The following is a 17,489-nucleotide window of genomic DNA, read 5'->3' as shown; positions in this document are numbered from 1 at the left end:
CCCCACTAAAAATATGACAGTTTAAAGCTGCTGTTGCTATTATACCAATCTCCAAACTAAAATACTTTAATCGATAGCACCAGTTCTGATTTTTACTCAAGTTAGTACCAAACTGTTTATCCCGCAAACCTTTGGTCGATAGTTTGCTATAATAATCCTATGCCAGCCAAAAACAGCGTTGAGCGTGTTGTTCAATTTCTAACCGGCTTCATAATTGAGGGCAACGGGCTGAATTAAGTCATTTAAAATCAAGCCTTCAGTATCTGGCAACCGCAAATTAAAAAAGCTGCTTTTATCTCAACCTTGTCAAAAAATATTCGTAGGTGAACTTTTATGAAAAAACATGACGCTTTATTAGTTAGTTTAGTGATTTTGTGTTACATCATTTTTAGCGGCTTTTATTGGGGTGTAACACAACATGCAACTTGGATTCATCAATATGACAATCTGATTTACGGTTGGCTTAAACCTTTGCATCCTAATAGCACACCTTTCTTCACCCTCTACACCAAGATTGGCAATCCCGCGGTTATTTCCACCATCACTTTGATTGTCATCCTCGTCCTAATCGCGATTAAACATTGGCGTTGGAGTGTCTTTCTTACGATTAATATGATAATCGGCAACCTAATTAATCATCTCGTTAAAAGCATTGTCCAACGCCCGCGCCCGTCATTACCACACCTTGTTGTCGAAACAGGCTATAGTTTCCCAAGTGGTCACGCAACAGCCGCCGTCATGTTCTTTGGTAGTTTAATTCTGATCGGTCATTATTTAATTAAACAGAGATCCTGGCACCATTTGTGGATTACGCTCATGCTGCTAATGTTGTTACTACTTGGCATCAGTCGTCTTTACGTCCAAGTTCACTACCCTAGCGACGTCACAGCCGGCTTCTTATTGGCACTTGGTAATCTGACTGTCCATTGGTTAATCGCTGTTAAAACGTATTTAAAGCCCGAATTGAGTGATCAGTAAAAGGTGAACATAGCGTAACCTCTAAAAAGCATTGACATTTCTTTAATCTAAATCTAATATTAGCCCATCAATATCGTTTTTTTGATGCAAAGGAGGCATTTCATGGGTGTAAAACTAAAGGGTATCTTCACATTTAAGGTAATTATTCGAGGCTATCTATTGCCTACTTATGGTATTGTCGTGCTAATCAATTACTTCTTCTTGTTTAAGAATCATTTTCACGTTATTTCCTATGATTCTTTAAGTGCGACGTCGCGAGCCGATAATAATATTTCTGAGTGGGGGTCCATGCGACTGTCAGGCAATATTACCCGCATCAACGATCCGCTGACCCGCTGGCTACTTTTGGGAGGGATCGCAGTGGGTTTGTTGGTATTCATTTATTCTAGTGTTCAACGACACCCTGCATTTATCGCCCTGTTATTTGCTTTCGGCTGCTGGATGCCATTCATGTCGACAATGAGCGACAGTGTTGGTGGCGGTTCAAATGTTTTGAGTCGCGTATTGATTGGCATACTGATGATCATCGGTTCCGTTTTTGCCTATTTTTATTTCATCACGAGAAATTTAGAATTGGATCGTTAAAAAGGGTATCGCAAACGCGATACCCTTTTGTTGTATTGTTAAAAGCTTTTTCGTATTTCTGAATCTAAATCATTTCGTTGCAGATAGCCAGCACTAAAACTGTTATGTTGTACTTCTCCGTGCCTGCGAGAAATGCACTGGTGGAACGCTGCGAGCTTAATTTAAGCCGAATCAAAACTAATTCGCTTTGAATGTGAACTTTATTGAGAGCGGCAAGCCCTAGAACTGTTATGTTGTGGTTCTTCGTGCCTACGGAAAATGCGCTGGTGGAACGCTGCGAACTTTGATCTAAGCTGAATCAAAACCAATTCGCTTTGAATGTGGACTTTATTGAGAGCGGCAAGCCCTAGAACTATTATGTTGTGGTTCTCCGTGCCTACGGGAAATGCGCTGGTGGAACGCTGCGAGCTTGATTTGAGCCAAATAAATTTGTCTCAAATACAATCTTTGTTGTAAGTGGTAAACCACTAACAACAATTCCGCGGCTGACCGCGATTTCCCTCCGGCACTGACGAAAAAGATGTTATGGTGTGATTTAACAGTAAATTTGTGCTTCTAAAAATTAGAAGGCGATTCAACCACTCGTCAACTCAGCGCTTGTGTAAAGGTTGCCCTCTCGTTTGTTAAGTGAGGGAAAATAAATACCGCTCAGTGGTGAGATTGTTGTTGCAGCTTTAGCTGTTACTACAAGACCTGTCTTGGAGACAATTTTGGAAAAATTGGCTTCAAGCAGTGTCCACCACGTTCCAGTACAAAGTATTTATTTTCCCTCACGGTACGCGCTACACTCCGTATGCAACCTTTGCATAAGCGCGAAGAACCACAACAAAACAGTTTTAGTTACCACTATTTTAATCGATCACAATGTCATGCAAGCTTAGATCTTTTGTTTAGCCTGTCGTCCTGACCAGAAGTTAATGACTAACGCAATAATTGTCAACAACACGCCTACCCAGTAAACACCATGCATGGCATTCAACAGAACCGCTCGCAATTCTGGCAACAAGTCTGCGGAGATTTGCTTAGCTGTTTCCGGATTAATGAGTTGATTTAACATTGACAACTTCATTCGTGGATCACTTTCGATGCCTCGTGCAAACAATGCATTTTGAATGACGCCAAAAGTTGACATCATAATCGTTTGACCAAGCGTCCGCGATAATGTATTCAAAGATGTTGCGACGCCAATTTCATCAGCGGAAACCACATTTTGTACGGTAACAGTTGTCGTCGTAATCGTAACGCCAAAACCAATTCCTAAAAAGGCAGCCACTAACAAGAAAACATAAAACTGCGTGCCAATTGGTAAGAAACCTAAAATCGAAATACCGATCAAAATAATTGTGAGACTACCTGTAATAATTTGTGGTGCAGTTCGTTTCAGAATTAACTTACCAGCCATAAACGAACCCAAAATCCACATAACAGAGCTTGGGGTGACGGCAAAACCACCCATGGAAGCTGGCAAGCCTAAAATACCTTGCATCCACATCGGAATATAAACTTCAAAGCCAATTAACACACCACTGACTAACGCGGCCACCAAGTTTTGCCCTAAGAATAAATGATTTTTGAACAATTGAAGTGGGATCAACGGATCTTGAGCACGCCGTTCACAACGAATGAATAGCCAGGCGGCACCAGCGGCAATCAAGAAACGCACACCATTGACTAATAAATTCGAATCGGTTCCAATACTCTGGGCTAATAACATAAGTGATAATAGCACGACGCTTAAAGTTGCCGCGCCACCATAATCGATTGGCGCCTTTTTCGCATGGCGCTCTTCGTGGAAGAAAAATACGACTAAGAATAGCGTAATCAAACCAACCGGTACGTTAATAAAGAAGATCCAGTGCCAAGATAAATGTTGGACAATATAGCCACCCAATAACGGTGCAATAATCGAGGCAATTCCCCAAGCAGAACCGTTTAACCCCAAAACTTTCGCACGCTTTTCAAAGGGATAAATATCAGCAATCATGGTAAAAGTCATCGGTTGAATCGCACCCGCGCCAATCCCCTGTAAAGCTCGAGCCAAGATTAAGGTCAACATTGAATCCGATAAGCCGGCCAAACTTGAACCGATTAAAAAGATGACAATGCCGACAATAAAAATGGGTTTACGACCGACGCGATCAGATAATTTACCATAAATCGGCGTGGCAATTGATGATGTAAGTAAATAAATTGAAAAGACCCAATTCATCATCGAAATACCATGCAGACTACCAATAATTGTTGGCATCGCCGTTGAGACAATTGTTCCTTCAATCGCTGTCATAAACGTCGCCACAAAAATCGCAATGGTAACTAAAGCTAAATTTGTTTGTTTCTTCTTCATAATGACCTCAATTCCAAATAATGTAACTGTGACAAGAATCCCAGTTTTCTTTTTGTTGAATACGATCGTGAATTGAAAACTTAACCCTGTTCCACTTTCGACCCCAATTCAATGTTTTGACCTAAAAAAGGACCCAATTGGAATACATCCAATCGGATCGCCTCTTAAATCACTCGTAACTATTTTTTGAGAGAAGCCTGTAAAGCATGAACTTTATCAGTCTTTTCCCAAGGTAACGCGACATCTGTACGTCCAAAATGACCATAAGCAGCGATTTGCTTATAAATTGGCCGTTGTAAATCTAACATTTTAATAATACCTGCTGGACGCAAATCGAAATTGGCACGAACAGCAGCAATTAATTCCGTTTCAGAATAAGCACTCGTCTCAAAAGTATCAATATTAATCGACACTGGTTGAGCGACACCAATTGCATAAGCTAATTGAACTTCACACTTGTGAGCCAACCCAGCAGCAACAATATTTTTAGCAACGTAGCGAGCAGCATAGCTGGCAGAACGATCGACCTTAGTCGGATCCTTACCAGAAAACGCGCCACCACCATGACGAGCATAACCGCCGTAAGTATCAACAATAATCTTACGACCGGTTAACCCAGAGTCAGCAGATGGGCCGCCAATCACGAAGCGACCAGTTGGATTAATCAAGAATTTAGTTTTTTGATCAACCAATTCAACTGGCAACACTGGTTTAATAATTGTTTCAATCACATCGTGAGCCAACGTGTCCAAATCAACTTCAGGATCATGTTGCGTGCTTAAAACAACGGTATCAATGCGCTGCGGAATATTGCCAGTTGCTTCATCATACTCAACCGTGACTTGCGACTTAGCATCAGGCCGTAAATAAGGCAAGATTCCTTCTTTGCGAACTTTGGCAGTCCGCCGCATTAAAGCATGAGCTAATGAAATCGGTAAAGGCATTAATTCTGGTGTTTCATCAACGGCAAAACCAAACATCATCCCTTGATCACCAGCACCAATCTGGTCAAGCGGATCAACAGAAGCCTCTGTTCGTATTTCTACCGCATCATTGACGCCTTGGGCAATATCAGGCGACTGTTCGTCTAAAGCAACGAGTACCGCGCAATTATGGCCATTAAAGCCATATTCGCCGCGATCATAGCCAGCGTCAATAATTGTTTGCCGCGCAATTGCTTGAATATCAACATAAGCAGTGGTGGTAATTTCACCAACGATTAAAACTAATCCAGTGGTCACGGTTGTTTCACAGGCAACACGGGCTGTTGGATCTTGTGCGAGAATTGCATCCAAAATTGCGTCAGAAATTTGATCAGCAATTTTATCCGGATGCCCCTCAGAAACGGATTCTGAAGTAAAAAGATGACGATTTTTCATAATTTTCCCCTTTCAGGTTACAAGGCAGCTCCATTGCTGGACCCCATCGGAAATCTAAATGTAACTAAACTAGTTTAGCATATCCGCTAGTTTAATTAAAGGCGAATCGTTGAACAATCCGTTAAAACTTCATTGATTTCTTAGTCGCCTATTACAGAACAACAAAATTAGGTAATGTCTTTATCAATTGACCTAGCCAATAAAAAACATTACGATTAATAACATAGTTTGGAGGTCATTTATTTGAATAAACGTACAACACAAACCGCTGATTTTTTAATTCTGAATATTGTCATTGAATTAACGGGTATCATCTTGTTACCATTTTTGATCAATCACAGCTTTAAGGCAATTGCGCCACTTGATTTAGCAATCGTTGTGCTTTTCGCGTTGATCTACGTTTTCAGCACCGAATCTGCTGACTTTTGGCCCACGCCGCGTTTGATTTATCACATTTTACTATTGATACCGATTTTGTTATTGCTTTGGCAAAAAATGCTGATTATTGCTTTACTTTTGTTTATGCAATACGTTATTTATTTAATGACTGATCGTACACCTAGGTTAAACAATAAGTTAACTCGAATTCTTGAGCAAGGCGTCATTCCGTTGTTTCTGACCATCACGGTTTTAGATACAGTCGTTGAATCCATGACCATTAATGACGTTTTATTAATTGCCGGTCTTTACTTAATTAAAGTCATGTTCAGCTTTCCAATTAAGAACTTTTTAGACTTTCTCTGGCCTTTCATCGGCATCGTGACAGTTGTCCTGCTCGGGTCAACTCACTTGCTTAGTTTACCAGCAGCCATTATGATGGTGATTATTTTGTTAGCAAGTACCATTACCTATCCCAAGCGCCGTAATCTATCGAAGTTTCCGACACTATTGCTAATTACGTTAACATTGGTCAGTTTAATTTGAACGGTTAATCTTAAATACAAGCAGACCGTCTATTTTTTTCTAAGGCAGTACCAACGATTCAAAAATCAGTCACGATCAATAACTGGCTGTCCATTTTGATCAAGTAATACCGTTAGCCCGCCAGCATAGCCTGAATAATGAAAAAGATAAAGGACACCTGTTTGCGTATCCTTTAAAATCTTAGTACCACTAGCAAAAGCGGTTGTTTCGTCCGAAATAACTTGAAAACGATTCTCATTTTTACTCATAGTTTCCTCCTAATGATAGTTACTTCAACATTGTCGTACAAATTTTGCCTTGGTTACTTAAGATTATAAACCAAAAAGGAATCGGGACAAAAATCCCGATTCCTTTATTTTTAAAATGGAGGTTACAGGGCTCGAACCTGTGACCCTCTGCTTGTAAGGCAGACGCTCTCCCAACTGAGCTAAACCTCCAAGATGACCCGTACGGGATTTGAACCCATGTTACCGCCGTGAAAGGGCAGTGTCTTAACCACTTGACCAACGGGCCACTCTTTTTGCATAAATAAGTATATAAAAGAATCCTAATATGGTCAATACTTTTGCTGTAATTTTTCAGTAAAATCCTGACGAATCACTTAATTCTGTGCATAAACGGAAAAATTCTGTTCAGTCACTGGATTATTGAAACTAAAGCCATAAGCAGCATTTAATTTATTCTGGCGCGTCGTTTCGTTGTTAACTGTTTCTTTCGTTAATCCTAATTCAGACCGAATATTATCAGAGACACGTTGTAATTCAGTTGTTGCGGCAATTTGAACAGATGCTGAACCCCACCAAGCACTAATGCCTTGTAAATGATCACTTTTAATTTGTTTAGCGGCACCGCGATAATCTTTGAAAATCGCTACCATTTGGCTGAAGGTCAAATTAGTCGTGACATTGTCAGAAATCGAATCTAAGAATGTTTGGAAGTTTGCCAACGTCCCCGTAGAAACAGCTGATTTAATAATTGCTTCGATAATTTGGCGTTGACGTGTTTGCCGGCCGTAATCACCTTGAGGATCTTCATGACGCATTCGAGAATACGCCAAAGCTGCTTTGCCATTCAGATGAATTGCTTTACCCTTAGTGAAATTATAACCGCCATACGAAAAAGTCAGCGTCGGTGTCACATCAACACCACCAACAGCTTTCACAATTTTTTCAAGGCCACCCATATTGACACTGACATAATTGGTCAATGGGACATTAACCAACTTGGAGACAGAGTTCAAGGCCATTTTGGCGCCGCCAATATCATAAGCAGCATTGATTTTACGGAAGTTATAAGATGAAGTCCCCACCATTTGCGCCATCGTATCCCGTGGAATACTTGTCATCGTCATCCGTTTTGTCTTGGGATTAACGGTCACAATGATAATCGTATCAGAATTACCATTAACTTCAGTTCTGCCCTCTGCACCGGTATCGGTTCCCAACAACAGAATTGAGATTGGATCTTGACTGGCAACTTTTGAGGTTAGCGCGGCTTCTTTTTTCTTATTAACTGAAGAGTAGGTTTTATCGGCCGCGGCCTTAGTTTGCTGGTAAAGATAAAAGCCATATGCCCCAACGGCGATTAACAACACTAGCACTATGCCGCCAATAATTTTACCAAGCGGCTTTTTCTGAGAACGTCGTTTCTTAGGTAGGTAATGTTCAGGACTTTTTGTTTCATCAAGCGGTTGTTCGGTTCGTGAGTGTTTTGACATAAAAGCTCCTTGACTCATGTAATATATATTTTGAAATATTTTAACACACAATTGTGAATTAAAATTGGGCAGGTTGTTAATTATTTCTTAAATTAATTTCTTATTCTACTATTACGTTAAGAAAGTGGTGTCAAAAACTCGTTAAGCTTACCAATTAATAACGCCGCACTATTCGACCAGAAATCCGGTTAAATAGTGCGGCGTTGTTAAAAACAGTGGCACTCAAATCTTCATTATTACTTTAAAAATTATTCTTTAAAACACGTTGCATTTCGCGATCTTGTTCACGGCGTTTGATCGTTTCCCGCTTATCATACTCATGTTTACCTTTTGCAACGCCTAATAGAACCTTGGCATAGCCATGCTTGAGATAAGCTTTTAGCGGGACAATTGTTACTCCTTTATCCTGAACAACACCGGCTAATTTAGCAATCTCCTGTTTATGCAACAACAATTTACGATTGCGCAAGGGATCTTGATTAAATTGATTGCCTGCATCATAAGGACTAATGTGAACATTTTCCAACCATAATTCCCCACGACGAACCTGGGCAAAACCATCTTTTAAATTAATTTTACCCGCACGTACTGACTTAATTTCCGTCCCGGTTAGAACAATCCCTGCTTCATACGTGGCAGAGATTGTATAATCGTGCTGAGCTTTACGATTGGTTGCAACTTGATTCTTAGGTTTTTCTGCATGTTTTTTCGCCAATTAGATCACCCACTTTGTTTGCTTAACGTTTACGTTTTGTCGAATTCGATCGCGTTCCATTATTAGGTTTGCGTTCATACTTACCATGATGAGAACTCGTACGTTGTTTTGACCACGGCTCTTCTTTAGGCGCTTCTTCTTGACCAGCCACGATGAAGTCAATCTGACCCTGATCAGGATCAGCACGTAAAACTTTGATTTGGATCTCTTGACCAATCTTATAAATGTTGTGCGTCTTAGAACCTGTTAGCGTCATTTGTTTCTCATCATATTCGTAATAATCATCACGCATATTCGAAATATGAATTAAACCTTCAACCGTATTTTCCAAAGACACAAACATGCCAAATTTAGTAACGGAGGCAATAACACCCTTAAACTCTTGACCAACTTTACTCATCATGTATTGTGCTTTCTTCAAATCGTCAACATCACGCTCAGTATCAATTGAACGACGCTCTTGAGTCGACGTTTGGATGGCGACATCTGGTAACTTTTCGGCCCATTTTTCTTTAACTTGGTCGCCTGTTCCCTGGCTCATATAGTTATGAATTAAACGATGAACCATTAAATCAGGATAACGACGAATTGGTGAAGTGAAGTGAGTATAGTATGCTGCACCCAAGCCGAAATGACCCAATTGATCAACAGAGTATCGTGCTTGTTTCATACTCCGCAACAGCATTGTTGTGACCACCATTTCTTCAGGTGTTCCGACAACTTTTGCAAGCGCCTTTTGCAATTCAATCGGCTTAATATGATCAGCTTGACCATGACCAACAATGCCAAAGGCTGAAACAAATTCGAAGAAACTCTTCACTTTTTCAGCGTCTGGTGTTTCATGAACTCGATACAAGAATGGTACCTGTAACTTACTAAAATGTTCTGCAACGGTTTCGTTGGCAGCCAGCATAAATGATTCGATCATTTTCTCTGAAGTTCCGCGCTCGCGCAATTCAATATCAATTGGCCAACCCTTTTCATCAACTACGATTCGCGCTTCTGTCTCTTCGAAGTCAATTGCGCCCCGTTCATGACGTCGCTTGAACAGGATTTGATGTAACTCAGCCATATCTTCAAACATCGTCAGAAATGGCGCATATTCTTTAGAAACAGCTGGATCATGATCTTCAATAATCTTGTTAACATTACGATAAGTCATTCGTGCGTTTGAACGAATCACACTCGGAAAAATCTCATGATTCAAAACTTCACCTTGCTGATTAATCTCCATCACGCAACTTAAAGTTAACCGATTTTCACCCGGATTTAGAGAACAAATCCCGTTTGATAAACGAAATGGTAACATGGGAATGACACGGTCAGTTAAATAAGTACTCGTTCCGCGCTCATAAGCTTCCGCATCAAGTGGTGAATCTTCTGTCACATAATAACTAACATCAGCAATATGCACACCCAACTTGAAATTGCCGTTGGATAAACGTGTCAACCCGACCGCATCATCAAAATCTTTCGAATCATCACCGTCAATCGTGACCACCACATCGCTGGTTAAATCTTTCCGGTTAATCCAATCATTCGGCTGTAACTCATCAGGAATTTGCTCGGATTGCGCAATAGCATCGTCTGGGAATTCTGTCCGCACACCATGAGAATAAACAATTGACATGATATCAACGCCGGGATCATTTTTGTTACCTAGCGTTCTCATTGCTAAGCCTAACATCCGTGTTGGGAATTCATTGCTTGGATACTCTGTAATGTCAACTTGGACCATATCACCCATTTGCGGATGAATTCCAGTATCCTGAATGTAAACTGGATAGCTAGCCAACTTTTTGTCGTGACTACGAACGTAGCCAATTAGATTGGTCTTTTTAACTTGAGCATCACTATATGGTTGGAATTCACCAACTAAGTCTGTCATGCCGTGTTCAACAATTTCAATAACTTCGCCTTCAGGTCCCTTGTCATTCCAAGGATTCGCCTTCTTAACGATTTTAACCTTAACCCGATCGCCTTGTAAGGCATGCAACGTACTTTGTTTTGGAACGAAAACATCAGGAATTTCTTCTTTGTTATCTGCTTCAGTTTCCACGCGCACGAACCCGAAACCTTTGTCATTGGCGGAGAATTTACCAATAACCTCTTCAGTTGCTGGCGTTAACTTGTAACGTCCACCATTGTTAATCGTAATTAAGTTCTCACCTTCGAGTGTTGCCAGAACTTTGACGAGACGTTTAAAAGCCGACGCCCCTTTTAACTTCATCATGTCATTAATATCTTGAACATCATACTTGCGCTCAGGATTGTGCCGGAAAATTTCTAAAACTTCTGCTGTTAAATAATCTTTTTCTGTCATTTAATACCTCACTATTATTTAAATCAGTCTTCTTCTCAATACTTGCTAGCCAATATTGCAAAATTCTGGAACCGGGGCCAAATTATGATGCCAGTTATTTTGCGTCCCACTTCCATGTTTGGCAATATTGTCTAAACTTTTTGAGTGACTGATGATTGATAAATTGATTGACTTTGTGGAAATTATTCAGGTTGACACCTAACTCACACTGATGACCACTTAGGCTTAGCTAACTTCCTATAAAAAAAGCTCCTGCAATTGCAGGAGCGCATTTCGCGTTAATCGTTAGTGTGATGACAAATAAACTAACGCGAGTGCCAGTACAAAGAAAAGTATTCCTAAAACATAAGTTACTTTCTCCATTACGGCTTCAAACCCGCGTTTCTTGGTCGCACCAAACAAATCACCAGCACCGCCAGAGAGAGCGTTCAATGCATCTTGTTGCTTAGTTGGTTGCATCATTACTGCAATGATAATCAGAATTGAAACAATAATTAGTAATGTTTGAATGATGTTGTACACTTGTCTGGCCTCCGAAAACTTCTACAAAATCTTACTCATAAAACAATATCACAGTTTAGCGTTTTTTTCCAGTCCCTCATAGCTATAGCGATGAACTTTTTATAGATTTAACAACCGCCAGGGATCAAAAAAGCCTGCCACCGAAGTAGCAAGCTTTTCATAAATCAAATTATTTACTTAAGTTATAGAAACTGTGGATGCCTTTGTAAATAGAAGCATCGCCAAGTTGGTCTTCGATCCGCATTAATTGATTGTATTTAGCAATCCGATCAGTACGGCTCATTGAACCAGTCTTGATTTGACCAGCATTAGTTGCAACAACTAAGTCAGCAATTGTTGTATCTTCTGTTTCACCAGAACGGTGTGAAACAATAGCAGTGTAACCTGCTTCTTTAGCCATTTCAATAGCTTCAAAAGTTTCAGTCAAAGTACCAATTTGGTTAACTTTGATTAAGATTGAGTTTGAAACGCCCATGTCGATACCCTTTTTAAGGTAGTCAGTGTTTGTAACAAACAAATCATCACCAACAAGTTGAACTTTCTTGCCAAGTTGTTTAGTGATTTCAGCCCAATCTTCCCAGTTGTTCTCATCGATAGGATCTTCGATAGAAATAATTGGGTACTTGTCAGCTAAACCTTCAAGATACTTGATGAAGTCAGGTGTGCTGAATTCTTCACCAGTTGACCAACGTAATTTGTAAGTCTTGTCTTCTTCATTCCAAAGTTCTGAAGCAGCAACATCAATTGCAATTGAAATATCTTCGCCAGGTTTGTAACCAGCTTTTTCAATCGCATTGATTAAATATTGTAAAGGTTCTTCGTTGTTAGCAAAGTCAGGTGCAAAACCACCTTCATCACCAACTGAAGTTGCTTTACCATCAGCAGCTAACAAGCTCTTCAAAGCTTGGAAAGTTTCTGAACCCATCCGAATTGCTTCGTGAACTGATTTTGCACCAACGGGCATAATCATGAATTCTTGGAAGTCAACCTTGTTGTCTGAGTGAGCGCCACCATTAATGACGTTCATCATTGGTGTTGGCAATACATGAGCGTTAGGGCCGCCAAGATATTCATATAATGGTTGGCCTAATTCGTCAGCAGCAGCACGAGCAGCAGCTAATGAAACGCCTAAGATTGCGTTAGCGCCTAATTTACCTTTGTTGGGTGTGCCGTCTAAGTCGATCATTGCTTGGTCTAAAGCACGTTGATCAGTAACGTCCATTCCAATAACTTCTTTAGCAATAACATCGTTAACGTTAGCAACGGCTTTTAAGACACCTTTACCACCGAAACGAGATTTGTCGCCATCACGTAATTCAACGGCTTCGTGCTCACCAGTTGAAGCACCTGATGGTACAATTGCGCGGCCAAAGCCACCCAATTCAGTATAAATTTCAACTTCAACAGTTGGGTTACCACGAGAATCTAAAACTTCGCGGCCTAAAACATCAGTAATTACAGACATGTATTTTGCTCCTTTTACTTTTTTTCCGAAATAGTCGGTACAATTAGTATTTTATCAAATTTCTTAGGAAAATAACAAAGATTTACCGATTAATCTTGATAATTAACGAGGGCTAAGAATGATTCTGGGTCCATGCTGGCACCGCCGACTAAACCACCATCGATGTCAGGCTTAGCCATTAATTCCTTAACGTTGGCAGGTTTTACAGAACCACCGTATTGAATGCGAACATTCTCAGCAGTTTGTTCATTGTAAAGATCCTTGACTGTTTCACGTATTACATGACACATTTCTTGAGCTTGGTCAGCAGAAGCGGTTTTACCAGTACCAATTGCCCAGATTGGTTCGTAAGCAATAACAGTATTAGAAACTTGTTCAGCAGTTAAGCCTTCAAGAGCTGCTTTGATTTGAGCAACCACCCAGTCGCTTTGCTTGTTAGCTTCACGTGTTTCTAAGCTTTCACCACAGCAAATGATTGGTAACATGTTGTTTCTAAAGATAGCCTTAGCTTTCTTATTAATATCTTCATCAGTTTCGTGGAAATAGCCACGACGTTCTGAGTGACCGATGACAACATAGTCAACGCCCATTTCAGATAATGCTTTAGGTGAAGTTTCACCAGTAAAAGCACCTTCGTCTTCAAAGTAGCAATTCTCAGCAGCAACTTTTAAATCCGAATCCTTAGAGAACCAAACCAAAGCGTTTAAGTCAATGGCAGGAGCAGCGATAACAGCCTCTACTTTATCAGCAGCAGGTAGTTTACCCTTGACGCCATCAAGAAATGCTTGAGTTTCTTGAGGATTCTTATTCATTTTCCAGTTACCAGCAATAATTGGTTTACGCAAAATATTCACCTCAAAAATTATTTATTAGAAATAGCAGCAATACCAGGTAATTCTTTACCTTCAAGATATTCAAGTGAAGCACCGCCACCAGTAGAAATATGGCTGATCTTGTCAGCAATACCTAATTGGATAGCTGCAGCAGCTGAGTCGCCACCACCGATAATTGTCCGAGCATCAGTTAAATTGCCTAATGCACGACCAACTTCAAGTGTACCTTCAGCATAGTTGCTCATTTCGAATGCGCCCATTGGACCATTCCAAACAACTGTCTTGGCATCTTTTAAGATATCCTTGAACAAAGCAATTGTCTTAGGGCCAATATCTAAGCCCATTTCGCCTTCAGGAATATTTACGCCAACAACTTCATGCTTAGCATCATTTGAGAATTCTACAGCAGCAACGTTGTCAACAGGTAAGACGATCTTGTCGCCTGCTTTTTCCAATAATTCTTTAGCTAATTCAACTTTATCAGCTTCGAATAATGACTTGCCAATTTCGTGACCTTGAGCAGCCAAGAAAGTATAAGCCATACCACCACCAATTAAGATATGATCTGATTTAGGAATTAAGTTTTCAATAACACCAATCTTGTCAGACACTTTAGCACCACCCAAGATGGTTACAAATGGGTGTACTGGATTGTCAACGGCATCGCCTAAGAACTTGATTTCTTTTTCCATCAAGAAACCGGCAGCAGCAGGTTTGTTAGCAGCCTTCATAGCAGTTGCAATACCAACGTTAGAAGCATGAGCACGGTGAGCAGTACCGAAAGCATCATTAACATAAACGTCGCCTAAAGAAGCCCAATATTCGCCTAATTTAGGATCGTTCTTGCTTTCACGCTTACCGAAGTCATTGTCGATATCTTGGAAACGAGTGTTTTCCATTAAGATAACGTCGCCGTCTTTCATGTCATTGATGGCTGCTTCTAATTCAGCACCTTCATTGACAGGAACGAACTCAACGTCCTTACCAAGCAATTCAGATAAATGTTCAGCAACTGGGCGTAAGCTCAATGCCTTTTTATCTTCGTCGCTCTTAATACGGCCTAAATGTGAAAGTAAGATAGCCTTACCGCCATTATCAGTCACATACTTGATTGTTGGTAAAGCAGCAACCATCCGGTTATCATTGCCGATCACACCATTTTTGATTGGGACATTAAAATCAACACGGATCAAAACTTTTTTGTCTTTAACATCGACATCAGAAACAATTAATTTTGCCATTGTGGACAACCTCCAAAAGAAATTTTAAAAACTAAAAGGCGAAGGGAGTCGACCTCCCTCCGCCTCAAAAATCAACGTTTTATAATGTTGAAGTTTTAATTAAAGAGTTGCAAATTTGAGTAAAGTACGAACCATTTGGCAAGTGAAACCATACTCGTTATCATACCATGCAACAGCCTTAACTAATTGCTTGTCGCCAACTGTCGAAACTTCAGTTTGAGTTGGGTCAAAGATTGAACCATAAGTAGTGCCAACAACGTCACTAGATACGATGCTATCTTCATTGTAACCAAATGAAGGATTGTCGATAGTATATTTCTTAACAGCAGCATTCACTTCGTCAGCATCTTTAACTGGCTTGCTTAAAATAGAAACCAATTCAGTAACTGAACCATCAGGAACACCGACACGTTGTGCATGGCCTTGTAACTTACCCTTTAATTCAGGTAATACCAAACCAATAGCCTTAGCAGCGCCAGTAGAATGAGGAATTGTGTTGATTGCGGCTGCACGAGCTGCACGAACATTACCCTTACGTTCTGGGCCGTCAAGAAGCATTTGAGTTGAAGTATAAGCATGGATAGTTGTCATTGTACCAACTTCGATACCAAATTCGTTATTCAAAGCTTGAGCAAATGGAGCTAATGAGTTAGTTGTGCAAGAACCTGCAGAAACGATTGTGTCATCAGCAGTTAATTCGTCGTCATTTACAGAATAAACGATTGTCTTAAGGTCGCTACCAGCAGGAGCAGAGATCAAGACACGTTTTGCGCCAGCATCCAAATGAGCTTGTGCTTTTGCCTTTGAAGTATAGAAACCTGTACATTCAAGAACAAAGTCTACACCATCATTTTTAACCCAAGGAATATTTTGTGCTTGAGGTTCTGCATATACATGGTATGTCTTACCATTTACAATGATTGCATCTTCAGTTGCGCTGACTTCAGCATCCAAAGTACCATGAGTTGAATCATATTTAAGTAAATGTGCAAGCATAGCAGGTGAAGTCAAATCGTTAATTGCAACGACCTCGATATCACTTGATTTAGCACCAAGTTCTAAAATACGACGGAATGCTAAACGTCCAATACGTCCGAAACCGTTAATACCAATCTTTACAGTCATACAAAATTTCCTCCTTCAGGAAATAAAAATTTAAAAACTTTTTTAAAAGGTTGCCCCTTTTAAAAGCGCGTTAGCTGCGGCCTCATCAGTAATAAACCAAGTTTGATGAGGTGCATTGTGCATGTATGCTCTAATGGCCTTAGCTTTTTTAGCACCAGCCGCTATTGCAAATACATACGGTATCTCAGTAAGATCCCGAATTTGTAATCCAATTCGCGGTATCTTGTAAACAACTCGACCACTCTCATCGAAGAAATAGCCAAAGGCCTCTGCAACGGCGTGACCATGCTGTATCTCTGCTGTAACATCAGCAGGCATATGACGCCGGCTTACCATAGTCATAGCATCACCAATACTATGAACCACCACATTAGCGCTGGCAATTAAATCCAACACCGGCTTAATTGATGGCTCCTTTAATAATGGCTCATAGGTTTGTTCGCTGACATTTTCAGGCACATACAAGCTGCGATGTTCACCACCTGTATTTTGTGCCATTTTCGAACAAATCGCGTTGGCTTGAATGTCAACCCGTTCCCCTACGCCACCGCGTGCAGGAACAAACAATAGCTGCCGATTCTTCGATAAGCTTGGTGTTAACGCTTCAGCAACAGCCGCCATTGTTGTACCACCCATTGCCGCAATAACATTACGACCATCCGGCAATAGTATGGACAAGGTACTACTTAACAGTTGACCTAATCTACCAAGCACTTGCGGTTGTTGATCACTATCTCCCGATACGATCAGGACGTGATCAATCTCCAAAAGTTTTGAAAGTTGCTTTTCTTTCTGAGGAAATCCCATTAAGCTAGACATTAAGCCGTCAAGCTTAGTTAAAACTTCCTTGCCACTCTCAGTTAACACCATACCCGATTTTGACGATAATATCAATCCAGAGGCCTTCAATAAATCTGTCTCAGTTCGTAGCACGCGCTCGCTTAAGTCTAACTCTTGTGCCAACGTGCGCCGTCCAACTGGACTCAACCATTGAATTCGCTGCAAAATCAAGTAACGTTGTCTGATCGTGCTTAGAAAATCAGGTGCAATCTGATCAATCCACGTTAAGTCATTCTGCACGTCCACCAGGCCTTTCGTGGGACAGTTATAGTCCATCAGTGTCGTTTATAGACCCATCCCTTACAAAAAATAAAGAGCTCACACAAATGTGCATACTCTTACCAAGGAACAATCTCATTATAACAACACCTATTTACGTTTGCAAGAACTTCATTCGACTTTTTCACAAATAAACTTTTTCCCTGAATTGTCAAATCAAATGCAACACTAATTCCAAAAGCAAGAAATTGGTCTAGAAGGCATATCTTTAAGCTGGTG

15 protein-coding genes and 2 tRNA genes are annotated in these 17,489 nt (G+C 40.5%); 3 read left to right on the top strand and 14 right to left on the bottom strand.

Going from position 1 to position 17,489, the window contains the following annotated elements:
• Nucleotides 1-333 precede the first annotated feature (333 nt).
• Nucleotides 334-978 (top strand): phosphatase PAP2 family protein, encoded by a 645-nt coding sequence (locus EKM65_RS05525; protein ID WP_125606460.1) that lies wholly within the window; start codon nucleotides 334-336, stop codon nucleotides 976-978.
• A 102-nt stretch (nucleotides 979-1,080) separates the two neighbouring features.
• A complete protein-coding gene (locus tag EKM65_RS05520; protein ID WP_125606458.1) occupies nucleotides 1,081-1,563 on the top strand; it encodes a hypothetical protein in 483 nt (160 codons plus the stop codon).
• 877 nt (nucleotides 1,564-2,440) lie between these two features.
• Here EKM65_RS05520 and EKM65_RS05515 read toward each other — a convergent pair.
• A complete protein-coding gene (locus EKM65_RS05515; RefSeq protein ID WP_125606456.1) occupies nucleotides 2,441-3,907 on the bottom strand; it encodes an MDR family MFS transporter in 1,467 nt (488 codons plus the stop codon).
• Nucleotides 3,908-4,086: 179 nt separating this feature from the next.
• Nucleotides 4,087-5,286: a methionine adenosyltransferase gene (gene metK, locus EKM65_RS05510; protein ID WP_125606453.1), complete on the bottom strand. Its 1,200-nt coding sequence runs from the start codon at nucleotides 5,284-5,286 to the stop codon at nucleotides 4,087-4,089.
• A gap of 243 nt (nucleotides 5,287-5,529) precedes the next feature.
• Between metK and EKM65_RS05505 the strand changes: the two genes are divergently transcribed.
• The gene (locus tag EKM65_RS05505) at nucleotides 5,530-6,210 is read left to right on the top strand and encodes a hypothetical protein (RefSeq protein ID WP_125606451.1); all 681 of its coding nucleotides are present in this window, start codon (nucleotides 5,530-5,532) and stop codon (nucleotides 6,208-6,210) included.
• 65 nt (nucleotides 6,211-6,275) lie between these two features.
• Here the strand turns inward: EKM65_RS05505 and EKM65_RS05500 are convergent, their stop codons facing one another.
• From EKM65_RS05500 to EKM65_RS05445, 12 genes are all read right to left on the bottom strand, one after another.
• Nucleotides 6,276-6,458 (bottom strand): DUF6440 family protein, encoded by a 183-nt coding sequence (locus EKM65_RS05500; protein ID WP_125606449.1) that lies wholly within the window; start codon nucleotides 6,456-6,458, stop codon nucleotides 6,276-6,278.
• A gap of 116 nt (nucleotides 6,459-6,574) precedes the next feature.
• Nucleotides 6,575-6,647, bottom strand: a tRNA-Val gene (locus tag EKM65_RS05495).
• 4 nt (nucleotides 6,648-6,651) lie between these two features.
• A tRNA-Glu gene (locus EKM65_RS05490) sits at nucleotides 6,652-6,723 on the bottom strand.
• Between the two features lie 88 nt (nucleotides 6,724-6,811).
• Nucleotides 6,812-7,927, bottom strand: coding sequence for an LCP family glycopolymer transferase (locus EKM65_RS05485; protein ID WP_125606447.1), 1,116 nt, complete (start codon nucleotides 7,925-7,927; stop codon nucleotides 6,812-6,814).
• A gap of 241 nt (nucleotides 7,928-8,168) precedes the next feature.
• Complete coding sequence (gene smpB / locus EKM65_RS05480; RefSeq protein ID WP_125606445.1) at nucleotides 8,169-8,642, bottom strand: SsrA-binding protein SmpB; 474 nt, start codon at nucleotides 8,640-8,642, stop codon at nucleotides 8,169-8,171.
• 22 nt (nucleotides 8,643-8,664) lie between these two features.
• A complete protein-coding gene (rnr, locus tag EKM65_RS05475; protein WP_125606443.1) occupies nucleotides 8,665-10,965 on the bottom strand; it encodes a ribonuclease R in 2,301 nt (766 codons plus the stop codon).
• Nucleotides 10,966-11,250: 285 nt separating this feature from the next.
• Nucleotides 11,251-11,487: a preprotein translocase subunit SecG gene (secG, locus tag EKM65_RS05470; protein WP_125606441.1), complete on the bottom strand. Its 237-nt coding sequence runs from the start codon at nucleotides 11,485-11,487 to the stop codon at nucleotides 11,251-11,253.
• 169 nt (nucleotides 11,488-11,656) lie between these two features.
• Nucleotides 11,657-12,952, bottom strand: a complete 1,296-nt coding sequence (eno, locus tag EKM65_RS05465; RefSeq protein WP_125606439.1) for a phosphopyruvate hydratase — start codon at nucleotides 12,950-12,952, stop codon at nucleotides 11,657-11,659.
• Nucleotides 12,953-13,041: 89 nt separating this feature from the next.
• Nucleotides 13,042-13,797, bottom strand: coding sequence for a triose-phosphate isomerase (tpiA, locus tag EKM65_RS05460; protein ID WP_125606437.1), 756 nt, complete (start codon nucleotides 13,795-13,797; stop codon nucleotides 13,042-13,044).
• 17 nt (nucleotides 13,798-13,814) lie between these two features.
• Nucleotides 13,815-15,026 (bottom strand): phosphoglycerate kinase, encoded by a 1,212-nt coding sequence (locus EKM65_RS05455; RefSeq protein ID WP_125606435.1) that lies wholly within the window; start codon nucleotides 15,024-15,026, stop codon nucleotides 13,815-13,817.
• A 99-nt stretch (nucleotides 15,027-15,125) separates the two neighbouring features.
• Nucleotides 15,126-16,151, bottom strand: a complete 1,026-nt coding sequence (gene gap, locus EKM65_RS05450) for a type I glyceraldehyde-3-phosphate dehydrogenase (RefSeq protein WP_125606433.1) — start codon at nucleotides 16,149-16,151, stop codon at nucleotides 15,126-15,128.
• Nucleotides 16,152-16,193: 42 nt separating this feature from the next.
• Nucleotides 16,194-17,231: a sugar-binding transcriptional regulator gene (locus tag EKM65_RS05445; RefSeq protein ID WP_125606581.1), complete on the bottom strand. Its 1,038-nt coding sequence runs from the start codon at nucleotides 17,229-17,231 to the stop codon at nucleotides 16,194-16,196.
• Nucleotides 17,232-17,489: the final 258 nt, after the last annotated feature.

Origin of the sequence: Lapidilactobacillus bayanensis (genome assembly GCF_003946695.1) — a bacterium.
GTDB classification, from domain to species: domain Bacteria; phylum Bacillota; class Bacilli; order Lactobacillales; family Lactobacillaceae; genus Lapidilactobacillus; species Lapidilactobacillus bayanensis.
This window is presented reverse-complemented; position numbering and strand designations above follow the sequence as displayed.